13 protein-coding genes and 1 pseudogene are annotated in these 14,702 nt (G+C 44.3%); 9 read left to right on the top strand and 5 right to left on the bottom strand.

Translation table 11 applies throughout. The annotated features are described in order from the left end of the window. Nucleotides 1-624, bottom strand: a 624-nt coding sequence (locus RH89_RS04425) for a class II D-tagatose-bisphosphate aldolase non-catalytic subunit (RefSeq protein WP_004399621.1), incomplete at its 3' end; no start/stop codon positions are given. Nucleotides 625-1,060: 436 nt separating this feature from the next. Between RH89_RS04425 and RH89_RS04420 the strand changes: the two genes are divergently transcribed. From RH89_RS04420 to RH89_RS04385, 8 genes are all read left to right on the top strand, one after another. Further along, on the top strand, nt 1,061-1,945 hold the full coding sequence (locus tag RH89_RS04420; RefSeq protein WP_038144975.1) for a substrate-binding domain-containing protein: 885 nt from the start codon (nt 1,061-1,063) through the stop codon (nt 1,943-1,945). A 57-nt stretch (nt 1,946-2,002) separates the two neighbouring features. Beyond that, nucleotides 2,003-3,520: a sugar ABC transporter ATP-binding protein gene (locus RH89_RS04415; RefSeq protein WP_206536130.1), complete on the top strand. Its 1,518-nt coding sequence runs from the start codon at nt 2,003-2,005 to the stop codon at nt 3,518-3,520. Next, nucleotides 3,513-4,448, top strand: a complete 936-nt coding sequence (locus RH89_RS04410; RefSeq protein ID WP_004399616.1) for an ABC transporter permease — start codon at nt 3,513-3,515, stop codon at nt 4,446-4,448. The genes RH89_RS04415 and RH89_RS04410 overlap by 8 nt, the downstream gene beginning before the upstream one ends. A gap of 2 nt (nt 4,449-4,450) precedes the next feature. Continuing rightward, nucleotides 4,451-5,371, top strand: a complete 921-nt coding sequence (locus tag RH89_RS04405) for a sugar kinase (RefSeq protein ID WP_004399615.1) — start codon at nt 4,451-4,453, stop codon at nt 5,369-5,371. Between the two features lie 108 nt (nt 5,372-5,479). Next, complete coding sequence (gene agaR / locus RH89_RS04400; protein ID WP_004399613.1) at nt 5,480-6,244, top strand: transcriptional repressor AgaR; 765 nt, start codon at nt 5,480-5,482, stop codon at nt 6,242-6,244. 324 nt (nt 6,245-6,568) lie between these two features. Further along, on the top strand, nt 6,569-8,953 hold the full coding sequence (locus RH89_RS28615) for a diguanylate cyclase domain-containing protein (RefSeq protein ID WP_004399611.1): 2,385 nt from the start codon (nt 6,569-6,571) through the stop codon (nt 8,951-8,953). A gap of 122 nt (nt 8,954-9,075) precedes the next feature. Continuing rightward, the gene (locus tag RH89_RS04390; protein WP_004399609.1) at nt 9,076-10,041 is read left to right on the top strand and encodes a GlxA family transcriptional regulator; all 966 of its coding nucleotides are present in this window, start codon (nt 9,076-9,078) and stop codon (nt 10,039-10,041) included. After that, on the top strand, nt 10,034-11,209 hold the full coding sequence (locus RH89_RS04385; protein ID WP_004399604.1) for an MFS transporter: 1,176 nt from the start codon (nt 10,034-10,036) through the stop codon (nt 11,207-11,209). The genes RH89_RS04390 and RH89_RS04385 overlap by 8 nt, the downstream gene beginning before the upstream one ends. An 84-nt stretch (nt 11,210-11,293) precedes the next feature. Here RH89_RS04385 and RH89_RS04380 read toward each other — a convergent pair whose 3' ends face one another. Together RH89_RS04380 and RH89_RS28610 are read right to left on the bottom strand one after the other, a co-directional pair. Then, the gene (locus RH89_RS04380) at nt 11,294-11,677 is read right to left on the bottom strand and encodes a BLUF domain-containing protein (protein ID WP_004399602.1); all 384 of its coding nucleotides are present in this window, start codon (nt 11,675-11,677) and stop codon (nt 11,294-11,296) included. Next, nucleotides 11,674-12,327 carry a GGDEF domain-containing protein gene (locus RH89_RS28610; protein WP_004399599.1) on the bottom strand — a complete coding sequence of 218 codons (654 nt, stop codon included), beginning with the start codon at nt 12,325-12,327 and terminating at the stop codon, nt 11,674-11,676. The genes RH89_RS04380 and RH89_RS28610 overlap by 4 nt, the downstream gene beginning before the upstream one ends. A 190-nt stretch (nt 12,328-12,517) precedes the next feature. On the opposite strand from RH89_RS28610, the gene RH89_RS04370 reads away from it, so the two are divergent. Next, on the top strand, nt 12,518-12,862 hold the full coding sequence (locus RH89_RS04370) for a HopJ type III effector protein (RefSeq protein WP_004399597.1): 345 nt from the start codon (nt 12,518-12,520) through the stop codon (nt 12,860-12,862). Between the two features lie 137 nt (nt 12,863-12,999). Here the strand turns inward: RH89_RS04370 and RH89_RS04365 are convergent, their stop codons facing one another. Both RH89_RS04365 and RH89_RS29835 read right to left on the bottom strand, forming a co-directional pair. Next, the gene (locus RH89_RS04365) at nt 13,000-13,944 is read right to left on the bottom strand and encodes a porin (RefSeq protein WP_004399595.1); all 945 of its coding nucleotides are present in this window, start codon (nt 13,942-13,944) and stop codon (nt 13,000-13,002) included. A gap of 406 nt (nt 13,945-14,350) precedes the next feature. Further along, nucleotides 14,351-14,702: pseudogene (locus RH89_RS29835) on the bottom strand (HAD-IIB family hydrolase); the annotation flags it as partial.

Genomic DNA, 14,702 nt, shown 5'->3' with positions numbered 1-14,702 from the left:
AAAACGTGTTTTGTGGATCTGAATGGTCCTTTCCGCTGCTTTTTCATTGGTGACTTCCAAAGCATCGTCTAAATCTTCTTTTGCACCGCCGGGCTCAGGGACTTCGGTTCCTATGATGTAAACAGGAGCGGGTCCTCCGCATGCTCGCCAGGTTTTTTCTGCAACTTCACAAAGCTGAGCAGCTCGTGATGCGATGGTCTCATCACTCAATGGGACAGGGTCACCCGAACAGGGCATCGAACAGTCGAGATGAATTTTTCGAAAACCTGCTTCTACGTAGCTTTCTATCAAATCTTCGGACTTTTGCATTGCAGAATCGGCGGTTTCGTTTTGCCAGCAGTTTGGTCCTAAATGATCACCACCAAGCAAAACCTGAGACTCTGGAACCGACAATGACTTGGCTAGAGAAAACACCAGCTCTTTGAAGTCTTGAGGTGTCATACCAGTGTAGCCACCAAACTGATTCACTTGGTTAGATGTGGCTTCTATTAGTACCGGTCTGGCATCAGCTAGGCTTTGACGGAGCGCGGCTTCCAGCACCAATGGGTGTGCTGAACAAACCGAATAAATTCCGACTTTTGTACCTGCCTTATGTTGAGCCACCATATCCAGTAAAATTTGCACTTACTTTCCTTTCGAAATCTTTCTTTATTGTGTTTTATGAAAATAAAGGAAAGAAATGTGAAAAAATTTTGCCTTGATCACATTGATCGAAATATGAGCATAAAATCCATATAAAGGTGACTTTGATCTCATTTGTGAAGTGATTTTGTGAGGTGTATGGGTGTTTTTACTTTCTATATTGATAAATAAGTAGATAAAGTTGATCGAAATCTAACTTACGTAAACTTTCTTTTGCTTTTTAAATGTTGTTGTGATGTTTTGATAAACGATAAGTTTAACAAGAGGCGTTATGCACATATTCAATTCTGTGCGTAATATCAAAGTAGGGCTGATTCATTGTTTCGGACCTCTCTGCTTTTTGTTCAAACAAATAGCCGGTGACTCATGTCAGCAGAGCTTGGCGTCTGGTCATCACAAGCGATACAAGGAAAGTAAAATGAAAAGTATAAAATTTTTAATTGCTTCAATGGCTGCCATGTCTGCATTTTCAATGAATGCCCATGCGGCTAATGAATCAACAGTTTGTGCCTCTCTTCTAACGCAATCACACCCATTTTATATTGCGTTGGCAAAAGGTCTGAAAGCTGGTGCGACTGAAAATAACGTGGATTTAAAAGTTTCTATTGCTAACCAGGACTTAGCAAAACAAATTAACGACATCGAAGACTGTATTATCAAAAATGTCGACGCAATCATCATTTCTCCGGTGGATTCCAAAGGTGTCCGTGGACCTTTGAAGAAAGCCGAGCGTGCAAACATTCCGGTTATTACGGTCGATATCGGTGCAGAAAACAGCAAAGTGGTCTCGCATGTTGCAACAGATAACTACGGTGGTGGGGTAGAGGCAGGAAAACTTGCTGTCAAACACCTGAACAGTAAAGGCACCGTTGTTATGCTGTCTTACCCTGGAATCTCGTCAGTTGAAGACCGATTACGCGGTTTCCGTGATGCTGTATCCGACACTGACATCAAGATTGTCGCGGTTCAGCCTGGTAAAACACGTGAAGAGTCCCTGACTTCTACCATCAACATGCTTCAGGCAAATCCTGAAACGGACCTTATCTTTGCCTTTGGTGACGACATGATGATCGGTGCCGGGCTTGCCGTTACCAAGCAAAAATCTGATGCGGTGGTGATTGGGTTTGATGGCATGCCTGAAGGCATTAAAGCGGTGGATGATAATGCTCACCTGATTGGTGTTGTAAAACAAGACGCCGATACCATGGGCAGAAAGGCAATCAAAGCAACGGTTGATCATCTGGCTGGTAAATCGGTTGATGCCGAATATCCGATCGTACCTGTTCTATATACGGGTAAATAACACGCGGTAACTGAACGATTTGAGTGCTCTGTGCTCAAGTTGTTCAGGTGAGATTTTATGTCGGATAGTGATATGCAGAATGTTGTTTTAGAAACCCACGACTTAAGTAAGCATTTTGGCGCGGTTAAAGCGGTAGATGGGCTTTCTATTAAGTTGTCTCCAGGTCGTGTTCATACCATTCTGGGTGAAAACGGATGTGGAAAATCAACCACATTGAAAATGCTGGCGGGTGTCCATTCGCCAACACGTGGTCACATTATCAAAAAAGGTGAGACGGTGACGTTTAAGTCGCCACTGGATTCGCGTGAGCATGGCATTGCCATCATTTTTCAGGAGCTCTCCCTGTGTAACAACCTGAGTGTTGCAGAGAACATATACGCCAACAATGAGCCTTCCAAATATGGTGTGATCAGCGATACCGAGATGATCAGTTCAACCAAGGCGCTACTCGACAAGTACAAGATTCCTATTTCACCAGTTATCAGGGTGAGTTCTTTATCCATGGCGCAACGGCAACTGGTCGAAATTGCAAAAGGGCTAAGCTACTCGTCTGAAGTGGTGATTTTCGATGAGCCTTCTTCGTCACTTTCCGATTCCGAGGTGGAAATCCTTTTCAATATCATTGAAGAGCTTAAATCCGAAGGCAAAGCCATTGTGTATGTCAGCCATAAAATGGCGGAGATCATGCGTATTTCTGACGACATCACTGTTATGCGAGATGGCTTGTACATCGATACTGTAAAGAAAGACGAAACCAATATAGATTCCCTGATCACCATGATGGTCGGGCGAGAAATGAACGACATTTACCCTCCTAAAGTTCCAGATGCACAAATAGGCGCGGCTCCCATTTTGAGGGTTCGCTCGCTAACTAACCCCATGTATTTTCAGGAAGTGAGCTTCGATGTTAAGCCAGGAGAAGTGGTTGGCTTCTTTGGGCTGGTCGGGGCAGGTCGTTCCGATGTCATGAACGCCATATTTGGCATGTTGCCCTATGAGGGAAACATTGAAGTTAATGACGTATCCATTGATATCGATAGCCCCAGCAAAGCGATAGAAAACGGCATTGCTTTCGTTACTGAAAACCGAAAAGAAGAGGGCTTGGTGCTTGACCACAGTGTTCATATCAACTGTAACCTGACGAGCTTTGAAAAAGTGGCAGTAGCAGGCATTCGGAATGAAAGTGAAGAGCAACGCATCACCGATACCAGCATTCGTAAAATGCGGGTAAAAGTCCACGATTCTGAGCAGGAAGTGGGCTCGTTAAGTGGTGGAAACCAGCAAAAAGTTGTGCTGGCAAAATGGTTAGAGCAACAGCCCAAAATCCTGATTCTGGATGAGCCAACCCGGGGTGTAGACGTTGGTGCCAAATACGAAATTTACAATATTATCCGTGACCTTACTGCTCTCGGAACGGCAGTGATTTTGGTGTCTTCTGAATTGCCGGAAGCGCTCAGCATGAGTGATAGGTTACTGGTGATGAGGAATAAAAGAATCGTGAAAGAGCTCGATACAAAAGGGCTTTCCCAAGACAAAGTAATGGTATACGCAACAGGAGTGGATTCCGATGATTAAAGCGTTTTTCAAGGAGTATGGCGGTATTCTTGGTGGGCTTGTTTTATTGATGATCGTGTCTTCTTTCTTGTCTGAGTACTTTCTCACAGTCAATAACTTAACCAACATTGTTTTGCAGACCTCCATTGTTGCGATTGTTGCCTTTGGAATGACGTACGCCATTTTGCTTGCTGGTATCGATTTGTCTGTGGGTTCGATTGTCGCATTGACCGGGCTGGTGCTGGTGGTGGGCTTAACTTATGGTTTGCCTTTCTCTTTGATGCTGCCTATTGCGCTTGGTGTCTCCGTATTGTGTGGGTTTGCGAACGGATTTATTACCACATCGCTTGGTGTGCATCCTTTCATCGTCACCATGAGCTTTATGGGAATCTGGCGTGGTGCCGCGATGCTAACCAGTGACGGTCAGGCGATCTCTCTGTACGACAATGCCCCTTTTGAATACGTGTTTAACGGGTATTTTCTTGGCATTCCGTTTCCCATTGTCATTCTTATCGCCATGATTGCGTTGAATCATTTCCTACTGTCGAAAACCACATTTGGACGCAAAGTTTACATCGTTGGGGGCAACCCGGAAGCGGCGGCGTATTCAGGTATTAACGTGTCCAAAACCACCATCTATTCCTACATGATCACTGGCTTAATGGCGGGGATTGGTGGAGTGATGCTCGCATCCCGAATGTTTTCCGCTCAGCCAACCTCTGCCAATGGTATGGAGCTGGATGCCATTGCAGCCTGTGTTCTTGGCGGCACTTCATTAACTGGTGGTCGCGGCACCATTATCGGCACACTCATTGGTGCGCTCATCATTGCTGTTCTCAGCAATGTTATGAGCCTGATGAATGTCGACTTTTTTGTGTCTCTGATCGTTAAGGGCATCGTGATTCTAATTGCTGTCGGTATCGACGTGTACAAAAACAAGAAAGGGTGAGCATGAAGATTGTAACCATAGGCGAAATCGTGGTTGAGATAATGGCCACGGAAGTCGACCAGGCTTTATCTGAAACAGGAACGTTTACCGGACCATACCCCAGTGGTGCGCCTGCCATTTTTATTGATCAGGTGGCGAAGCTGGGTGTGGACTGCGCAATCATTTCAGCCGTCGGCAATGATGGCTTCGGTCGCATTAATCTCGACAGACTGAAGCAAGACGGTGTTGATGTTTCGGGAATTTCAGTACTGGATCAAGAAACGACGGGCTCAGCATTTGTTACTTATCATGCGGATGGCAGCCGTGATTTTATCTTCAACATTAAGAATGCGGCGTGTGGAAAGCTTAATCTGGATAACGCCAATTTAACCGTGCTCGAACAATGTACTCATCTCCACATTATGGGCTCCTCTTTGTTTAACAAGGATATTGCGTCTTTGACCACCAAAGCGATAGAAATTGTGAAAGGCAATCAGGGTTCTGTGTCTTTTGATCCTAATATTAGAAAGGAGCTGCTGGATGACTCGATGAAACGCTCACTGATCGAAATTTTGAAAGTGACAGATATTTTTATGCCAAGTGAAGCGGAAATCACGTCTTTATCCGAAAGTAATAATCTCGAAAATGCGATAAATGAGTATTTTAATGTCTATGGTGTCAGTGAAATTGTGCTCAAGCAGGGCGAAAAAGGTGCAAAAGTATTCACACGGACACACACGTTCGAGCAGAAAGCTTTTCCCGTTGAAGAAGTAGACCCGACAGGCGCAGGTGATTGTTTTGGCGGCGCTTATGTTGCATTTCGATTACAGAGTAAGCCAATTGAGGAGTCTTTAAGGTTAGCTACAGAATGTGGTTCTCGTTCAGTAACGGTGTCTGGCCCGATGGAGGGAACATCGCGGTTAGATGAACTGTCAGGCAAATAACGTTGAGTGATCGATATACCCCTTAAGAGTAAGGCCTCTAGGCAAGGCTCGAAATTTGTTATAAAAATATAGCCTCCTTACGAAGTAGATAGAGGGTAGCTTCAAAATATGAGTCAAACCAGTAAAAGACGAGAAAGTATACTGAACAGACTGAATCTGAATGGCAGTGTGTCGGTGGGAGAGCTTTCAGAATTACACGATGTTAGCTTGGTCACCATAAGGAACGATCTCGACTATCTGGATGAAAAAGGCTTATTAATTCGCTCTCATGGTGGAGCGATTCGCAACCAATCTTCTCTTGCTGAGTCATCGAACAAAATCAAACTCACGCATCATGCGCCAGAAAAAATGATAATCGCTAAGGAAGCGGTCAAACAGATCGAACCTAAAGATGCCATTATTCTGGGCGCTGGCACCACCACTGAATACATTGCGAAGTTGATCGCGGAGGAAAGCGATCTGACGGTTATGACCAACGGGCTGAATATTGTCACGGCGCTTTCTGCATCCTCAGGTTTAGATGTGATGATTACAGGCGGAACTTTACGTTGTGACAGCCAGTCTTTTTATGGACCTCAAGCCGAAGCGAGCTTAAAAGACTACCATTTCGATAAAATTTTCGTTGGTGTCGATGGAATACACATGGACCATGGTATTACGACACACAGTGAACACGAAGCGCGCCTTTATCGATTTATGTGTGAGTCGATAAAGAAAACCATCGTTGTGACGGACTCAAGTAAATTCGGTAAGGTCAGTGTTTATAAAGTGATCCCTTGCAGCACTGTCGATGTTCTGATCACAGACAGTGGCATTTCAGAAGAACACAAACAGTCTCTTATCGATCAAAACGTTGAAGTTATAATCGTTTAGGATCGCTTCAACCAAAATACCTCGCTACTTCTTAACCTTGAACGCAGTGCTGAACGAACAGTTTGGTGCTGCCAACCCTTCAGGGTTCAAACATTCATTTTCTTTTCTGGCTCAAAATTGATACTTACTGAAAGTATTGCGTATGAAGGGTCGAATTCGCCGAATAAAAGTCGGACACTGATTGTGCTGCTCAGAAAACTTATTGCGCCTTAGGTGAAATAATTCGCGTTCCTAGTTTGGTAGGAAAATTGGGTAGTTCTGTAGCAAACAGGGAAAGTTTGAATACGGAGACAGTAGTTCCGATAGAGCGAGGTTAGGTACGGTATGAAGTACCTCTCAAAGTACCACCGAAATAATTTTTTGCTTCTCAGCGTGATCATCGCGTTGATAGATATCCTCTTTGTGCTTGTCAGCATTAACTCAGCCAGACAATCTCTGAATAACTCAATCGAAGAGCAAGCCATTCAAATCAAACAGAGCTATCAAACCGTTCTGGAGCAGGCTGCGACGGACATGAGTTTGATGGGTACGTTTATCGCCGGTGATGAACGTGTGAATCACATTCTGAAAGAGCGTTGGAAAGCCGAACAACGTGGGGAAATTGATCACACTATCGATGAGTTTTTGCGGCAAAGGCTCATGAATCATATGATGCCTGCGTGGCAGATGATTCAGGATGAGTTTTACATCAAGTCGCTGCAAATATTCCTTCCTCCTGATTCCAATTCTTTTCTGCGTTTACAACAACCCTCTCGGTTCGATGATTCTGTCGTCGGTATTCGAAACACAGTCAGTCAGGTTCTGGCGACAGGGGATTCAATTTCAGGTTACGAAATCGGGCGTACCAGTGCCGCTCTTCGTTCTGTCGTTCCCGTGACAAGTGATGAAGACGATGCTGTAGTGGCAGCTTTAGATCTGGGCACCCCATTAAGCAATCTGCTCCAAAAGCTTGAAAGTAATATCGGTATTGGCAGTGGAGTGACATTAAGAACATCCGCTCTGGCTCAGTCCATGTGGATCGAGTTTCAAGAGGACTACCACCGCTTACCTTATGTTGAAAAGTGCCTGTGTGTTATTGAGTACCAGTCTGAGCCCATTTTCAGTGGCATGATTCGTCAGATAACCGAATCAGGGATGATTAAACCCGATTATCGATTTGATGTGATTCAGTACGAAGGCAGACCCTACAATGTGGTTCAGTTACCCATTGTCGACTATCAGAATGAGATGAGTGGTCTAAATGAAGAAGTGGGGAAAGTGTTCTTCTGGAAAGATGCGACACCTTTACACCAGCAGTATCAGGCATCGGTTCACAAAACCATTGGGTGGGGCATTTTAGGGTACATTTTTGCCGAAATCATTATTCTTTGGGCATTCGTGGCGAGCATCAAGAACCTAGAGCTGGAGATCACGGGTCATACAGAAAATCTTGAAGAGAGCCAGAACAATCTGATTGAAGCCCAGCGCATTGCCAATATTGGCAGTTGGTCTCTGAATATGGAAACCGAGTCCCTTTATTGGTCAGAACAGATTTACCATATATTCGAGCTGGATCCTGAAGAGTACGAACCTTCCTATCAGCTGTTTCTCGACATGATACACCCAGAAGATCGAGTCAAAGTGGACCGCGCATTCAGAGAATCTTTAGAGAACAATACGCCATTTTACGTTAGCCACCGCCTTCAGATGGCGGATGGTCGAATCAAACATGTCATCGAAGAAGGTAAAACGCTATTTGATTCAGACGGCAAAGCCGACGTCACTGTGGGCGCGGTACGTGATATAACGGATACCTATCTGGCTCAGGAGAAGGAAAAGCTGGCGGCAAGTGTTTTTCAACATGCCAACGAAGGCATATTCATCTGTAATGAAAAACTGGATGTGATCGAGGTGAATGAAGCCTGCTACATGATTACAGGAGTGAGCTCAGACGATTCCCGCGAATTCAATCTGCTGGAATATCAGAATCGCTTTATGAATCAGGAGCAGTTTTCAGATATGCGTTCATCTTTAGTTCGAACCGGTGAATGGAATGGGGAAGTGTGGTTGAAGCGAACCAGCGGGGAAGAAGTCGCCCTGGACCTTAACATCAGCTCAATTCGCAACGAACATGGAAAAGTCACACATTATGTCGGATTGTTTTCCGATATTACGATTAAGAAGAAACACGAAGAGCGCCTCAATTACATTGCGCATTTCGATTCCTTAACGGGTTTGCCTAACCGTATTCTGCTTACCGACCGTCTGACTCAGGCAATGCTTCAGACAGAGCGAAGTAAGCAATACATCGCCATTCTGTTTCTGGATTTGGATGGGTTTAAGAAGATCAACGACAACTACGGACATCAGGTCGGCGATTTGATGCTTGAACACGTTTCAGAACAATTTACCAATACCATCCGTGCTGGTGACACAGTCGCTCGATTTGGTGGCGATGAGTTTGTATTCGTTATTCAGAACGTTGCCCGACCTTGTGCTTATGACATTCCCATCAGCAGAGTCCTTGAGGCGGTCGCCGTCCCTATGGTTCACGAAGGGCACACGCTGCATGTCTCTGCCAGTATCGGAATCACTTTTTATCCGCAGCCAGGCAAAAAACTGGGCGCTGATGAACTGTTTATTCAGGCGGACACTGCCATGTATAAAGCCAAAGCTGCTGGCAAAAACGGATTCAGGATATTCGACGAAAATTGTGTCCAGGAATCGTGATCCTAGGCATTTCGTGCTGGTAATGTGTCCGAAATGATCGGGTATTCGTCGTTGTGGACAGGGTAGGTTCATAGCATACTCCTAATAGAGCGAAAACAGCAGTTTTCCTACCAAGGAGATGTATGAAGAAAATAGGGATATTCGCCTATCCGGGATGCCAGAGTCTGGATGTTATTGGACCGGCAGAAGTCTTCGCTTCAGCCAATAAATTTAATGAAGAGCCAGAATACGAAGTGATCATCTTTTCTTTTGAAAAGGGAAAAGTAAAAACAGACGGAGGGCTTACGCTTTTCGCAGAGGAAAGCTGGCAGGCTATCCAACAACTGGATACGCTGTTGGTTCCGGGTGGTAATCTTTCCAGAAGCTACCTTGAGCGGGAAGACATTTTCGACTGGCTTAAAAACATTTCAAATACTTGCCGCCGAGTGACGTCTGTCTGTACTGGTGCTTTCTGGCTGGCAGAGGCAGGCATTCTGAACAATCGAGTTGCCACAACACACTGGCGGCACTGCGACACACTTCAGCAGCGCTATCCGGAAATTAAGGTCGATTCAGACGCCATTTACATTCATCAGGGTAACATCTCCACCTCTGCGGGTATTACAGCAGGAATCGATCTCTGTCTTTCACTGGTTGAACAGGATCTGGGTTACGCAGTTTCTGTTTCCGTTGCTCAGGAACTTCTGGTGTTCTATCGCAGACCCGGAGGGCAATCTCAGTTTATATCTTTTCAACAGGCTCAGAGTGCAGGTGACAAGCGGGTAGCGAGTGCTATCCGATATATCCACCAAAAACTAAGTTCCGAAATTAAAGTAGAACAGATCGCCGAGCACATTGGGCTGAGCACTCGCCAGCTAGGTCGAATTTTCAGAAACGAGCTTAATGTCAGCCCTAACCAGTATTTACTAAAAGAACGCCTGAATCTGGCTTGTGACCTGCTAAAAAACAGCGACCTGACACTAGAAAGGATCGCCAGCCGCTCAGGGTTAATGAGCGGAGATAATTTAAGAAATTTATTTCAACGTCAGTTTGGAGTGAGCCCATTGGCTTACCGACAGCGTTTTAAAAGGAACGATGTAAATGAATAGAAACGTGTGGCTTCTTTCTCTTTGTCAGGCTTTGTTGATGACGGGAAACATTGTCTTAATCTCCGTTGTAGGATTGATTGGAAAGGAGATAGCCCCGTCTCAAAGCCTGATTACACTGCCTGTCGGGTTACAATTTTTAGGTCTAATGGCTGCGACCATTCCTGCTTCTCTAATCATGGGCAAACTTGGAAGAAGGAAAGGCTTTAGCTTGGGGAACCTGTTCGGAATCATTGGTGCGTCACTTGCAACTTACTCTCTCAGCCATGGATTATTTTGGTTGTTTTGTTTCTCGACATTGCTGCTCGGTATTGGTATTGGCTTCGGGACACTCTATCGGTTTGCTGCTATTGAAGTGAGTGCTGAAAGCGCAAGACACAGGGCGATATCCATTTCTATGGCAGGTGGGGTTCTGGCTGCAGTATTGGGGCCGAATCTTGCTGTTATGTCTCAAAACCTTTTACCCGACGGGCTGTATATAGGTGCGTTTGCTGCGGTGCTTGGTCTCAACATCATCGCGTTGATCGTTTTGCAAACCATTAACTTCCCACCAGCACAAAAGCTGAGTGAACAAGCTCCAAGCGAACCGTTAAAAAGCATTGTGTCTCAACCCGACTTTATGGTTTCAGTATTTGCTGCCATGGTTGCCTACGCAGTTATGAACCTTTTAATGACAGCGACACCCCTAGCCATGCTTGGTTGCGGTTTTGATTTTACTAAAGCCGCTGGGGTTATAGAGTGGCACGTATTGGGCATGTTCGTACCGGCGTTTTTCACTGGGCGGCTAATAGAACAGTTTGGCGCGCGCAATATGATAGTGGCGGGGGCGGTTCTGTTTATAGGTTGCATTGCCATCAATGTTCATGGTCAGTCCCTGTGGCATTTCACCCTTGCCCTAATTTTGCTGGGAGTCGGCTGGAACTTTATGTTTATTTCCGCAACCAGCATGTTCAGCCAATCTTACAAACCTGAAAATCGTGCTAAAGCACAGGCATTTAATGAATTCTTTGTGTTTGGCTGTGTTGCAATAACAGCGATGCTTTCTGGTTGGCTTGAAGCAACAATCGGCTGGCAAAATCTGAATCTCTATACCGCACCTTTTGTTGTCATCGTCATGTTGATGTTTCTGTTTAACGCCAGAAAAGCGTCGATGAAACAAGCGGTAAAGTAACGCACGTTGAAATTTGAGGGAAAAATCAGAGAAATTTTTCAGGAATTGCTTGGGTGAGATAACACCCAAGCAATCGATAGCTGACTAGGTTACCTGGTAACAAGCGGGTGTTAATTCGAGGAATTTTTCGAGTATGGCATCTTCATTTGAAATTGAATCGGCTAAACTGAGCCCGATTGCTTTTCCAAGCTTAAGGTAGCCCATGCTCCAGTCTGGGAAATGCCGAGTCTCTACGTCTTTAGAGGATAGAATTTCGATATTTGTGTGCCTCGGGTCGCGCCCAAGCTTTGCAACAAGCTCTTCTATGTTTCTGTCCGGGCCTTCAATCATTTGATAGAACCCATCTAAATGAAAAATCAGAAATCCTGTGATGTCATTCGCTTTGTTATTTTTTCGGGACACTTCCAGGATGTTGGTTACGTCAATTTCGTCCACTTTCGAGATACTTCTGTATAGAATTTGTTTCATAGTCTTCTCTTATCCATGTACATTTCTCTGTCCGCAGATCGTAAGGTCTGAGAAAAATCCCAACAGGAATTGACGGCCTTCCCGATACTGAAACGAATAGAAAAACCTCTCTTATTCTGAGAGTTAAGATTTTTAGCCAACCGGTTTCTGACGGTATCTACGTCGAGGTCATCTCTAAAAACAATGACTATGAATTCATCTCCTCCATATCGAAGAATAATGTCACTCAGTCTAAAACTGCGTTTTAAAGCTTTCGCAAAATCGCGGAGCGCTAAATTACCCATTTCATGACCATGAGTGTCATTAATTTTTTTAAAGCCGTTTAAGTCGAAGAAGAATAACGTGAATTCTTTGTCATTTAGCGAGTTTTCTAAGTGTCTCAAATAACCGCAGTTAAATAAGCCAGTGAGTTTATCTGTGTAGCTAGACTTGCGTTCGCTCACTATCGCGTTGTGGATAATGCTACTAATTAGAGGCAGTAAGTAATGGTGTTTTGCAGGGTCAGACAAAAGGGCAAGCAAATCTCTAATGTCTTTCGCTGTGTTTATACAGTTAACGGACTGCAGCCTACTGATAATGATGTTATCTTCATCTCCAGTAAGTTCTTGTAATTCAAACAACAACATTTGCTTTATGATCTTGTCTGACATGCTCTGCACCTAGGTCAACCGAACGCACATCAATTATTAGATTACTTGCATATGGTGTCAAACTTGAATTGAAATAATTCGAACTTCGAGTCAGGTAAACTGTAAAGCTGGCAATATTTTGGCTACTTAGCCGTGATCGAATCATATATAATGCGGCGCTTATTTGTTGTTTAATCAAGGAAAGCCAGCCATGGAGCTAAAGGAACTACTGACCGCTTTGTCTCAATCCCCTGAAACGGTTCAATTTCAAGATGTCATTTCTGTCATTGACGCGAATTACGAATTCACCCCAACAGAGTTCAAGAACGGAGATACGGTAAACGAAGCCGGACAAAATAATGGTTCATGCAAAATCTTTGCTTTTGCAAAACTCAACCAGCTAGATGTTCAGAGTGCGTTGGCATGTTTCGGTGATTTCTACCGCAAAGATGTGCTTGAAAACCCAGAAGGGGAAGACCACCAGAATATTCGCAACTTTATGCGTTTTGGCTGGGAAGGCATCGAGTTTAAAGGCGAAGCTCTGGTTGCTAGATAACCTCAACAGACCCTGACATTAGTAAGAAAAAACCGGATAGACAATGATTTCTATCCGGTTAGAAGGCAGTGGATTAATTGCTCTTCAAAATGAAATTTAGAAGTTTTAAACCATGGATTGGTTTAGGTTAACTTAGATTAGAAGTTAACAACGATGCCTGCGGTTGCACCAGATTCGAAATCACCTTTCGCTTCAGTATCTACCTGAGAGTACTCAACAAATACCGTTGTTTTTGAACCTAGAGCGTAGCCAACACCCGCATAGAAACCCGAATCTGTTGGCGCTTTATCTTCGTCTACTTGACCGTAACCACCATAAATGCGTGCCGCGTTCAGGTTGTACTCACCACCGATACGCCATGCAGTTACGTCTGTTCCATCCTGATCTTCCATCGAGAAATCAGCACCAAACTTCATTGCGTTGATCTTGTAGCTTGCACCTAGGTTGAAACCAGAGTAGTTCGCTTCAGTAGCACGACCAGCGTAAACCTCGTCAGCGTAGTCGTAGAAACCAGCCGATAGCCCAAGACCCATAGGAAGATCGTATGCACCAGCAATAGTGAAGCCGCTGCGGTGTTTGTTGTCGTCTTGAGCAAACTGGTAAGTCACGCCCGCTGTCAGGTTTTCAACCAGCTTGTTGGCTGAGAACTTAACGATACCGTTGTCACGACCACGATCTTCAAGTTTTTGAGAGTAGCCGTACCACTCATCGAATCCACCGCGGAATGCCACGTCATCAAAAATCGTTGTCTGGCGACCAAAAGTCAGAGTACCGATGTTTGTAAATTCAACACCCGCATAGAAATCACGAGATTTGAAAGAGGTAGACGCATCGCCATATTCAACTTCAAAGCGACCGATAGCAGCTACACCTTCAGTTGCTTGATGCTTTGCAGTAAAGCCAAGACGTGAACCACCATCGCTGATAGAAGATTCAGAGCCTGCGCCGCTGTCTTCTACTTGCATAATCGCAAAAGCACGACCGTTGATGTCCAGAGTTGAACCTTCGTTGTTATAAACTTCTGCTGCGTTTACAGAACCTGCTGCTGCCATCACAGCCACTGCTAATAGAGTTTTTTTCATAATTAATCCATTTATGTACAAAAGAATTCAGAGCAAAATCAGAGCAATAGCTCCAAATCTTGAGAGTTTGTTGCTTCCCAATCCGCTCAATTCGTACGACATACTGAATTCAAAATATTTAATGGTCAAGCGTTCTGTATGCGGAATTATTGAGTAAATGAATGGATATTTAAGTAGGTAAGAGGTAAGACTATACAGATTGTTGTTCTGTATTATCTTGATGAAAAATAAGAAGAAATAATGTTAAAAATTAAAAGTACGGAGAACTGTATAATTGCATGTATTTTAAGGTTTAACGTTCGGTATGATTGTTTTAAGAAGTGAGATCTACTTCACGGATTGATATGGCATGATGTTGGGTAAAATGCCTGGTTGATGGAATCAATCAGGCATATAAGTGGATAAATTACCAGCTCTCGACTTTTCGGCTATCAAGGACATGATTCGCCCATTCAGCAAAACCATAACCTCCGGGCAGTGACATGATCTGTTTAGGTTTATGCTTAAGCATCGGCAGGAAAGGTTGAATGTTGGAAACCCCCACTGTGTGATTAAAACGCTCAAACATAGCGGCATCGTTGGCGGAATCTCCAATAAACGCACAACGGAGTTGCAGTTCTTCTTCACACCAATTCTTGTGGGTATTAATCCAGTCAATAGCGCCGCTTGCTTTACTGTAATCACCAACCCAAAGGTTAATATGAACCGAACTCACAGCGGCACTCACACCAAAAGAGCGAATAATAGTCATCGCTCTA

This window comes from Vibrio nigripulchritudo ATCC 27043 (assembly GCF_000222685.1).
Lineage (GTDB): Bacteria > Pseudomonadota > Gammaproteobacteria > Enterobacterales > Vibrionaceae > Vibrio > Vibrio nigripulchritudo.
The sequence above is the reverse complement of the archived record's forward strand: the minus strand, read 5'-3'. Positions and strand labels throughout refer to the sequence as shown.

Excerpts from the sequence above, each read along its gene's own strand:
- RH89_RS04385 (WP_004399604.1), top strand. The coding sequence starts at position 10,034 with ATGAATAGAAACGTGTGGCTTCTTTCTCTTTGTCAGGCTTTGTTGATG.
- RH89_RS28615 (WP_004399611.1), top strand. The coding sequence starts at position 6,569 with ATGAAGTACCTCTCAAAGTACCACCGAAATAATTTTTTGCTTCTCAGC.
- RH89_RS04410 (WP_004399616.1), top strand. The coding sequence starts at position 3,513 with ATGATTAAAGCGTTTTTCAAGGAGTATGGCGGTATTCTTGGTGGGCTT.
- RH89_RS04390 (WP_004399609.1), top strand. The coding sequence starts at position 9,076 with ATGAAGAAAATAGGGATATTCGCCTATCCGGGATGCCAGAGTCTGGAT.
- RH89_RS04420 (WP_038144975.1), top strand. The coding sequence starts at position 1,061 with ATGAAAAGTATAAAATTTTTAATTGCTTCAATGGCTGCCATGTCTGCA.
- RH89_RS04380 (WP_004399602.1), bottom strand. The coding sequence starts at position 11,677 with ATGAAACAAATTCTATACAGAAGTATCTCGAAAGTGGACGAAATTGAC.
- RH89_RS28610 (WP_004399599.1), bottom strand. The coding sequence starts at position 12,327 with ATGTCAGACAAGATCATAAAGCAAATGTTGTTGTTTGAATTACAAGAA.
- agaR (WP_004399613.1), top strand. The coding sequence starts at position 5,480 with ATGAGTCAAACCAGTAAAAGACGAGAAAGTATACTGAACAGACTGAAT.
- RH89_RS04365 (WP_004399595.1), bottom strand. The coding sequence starts at position 13,944 with ATGAAAAAAACTCTATTAGCAGTGGCTGTGATGGCAGCAGCAGGTTCT.
- RH89_RS04415 (WP_206536130.1), top strand. The coding sequence starts at position 2,003 with ATGTCGGATAGTGATATGCAGAATGTTGTTTTAGAAACCCACGACTTA.
- RH89_RS04405 (WP_004399615.1), top strand. The coding sequence starts at position 4,451 with ATGAAGATTGTAACCATAGGCGAAATCGTGGTTGAGATAATGGCCACG.
- RH89_RS04370 (WP_004399597.1), top strand. The coding sequence starts at position 12,518 with ATGGAGCTAAAGGAACTACTGACCGCTTTGTCTCAATCCCCTGAAACG.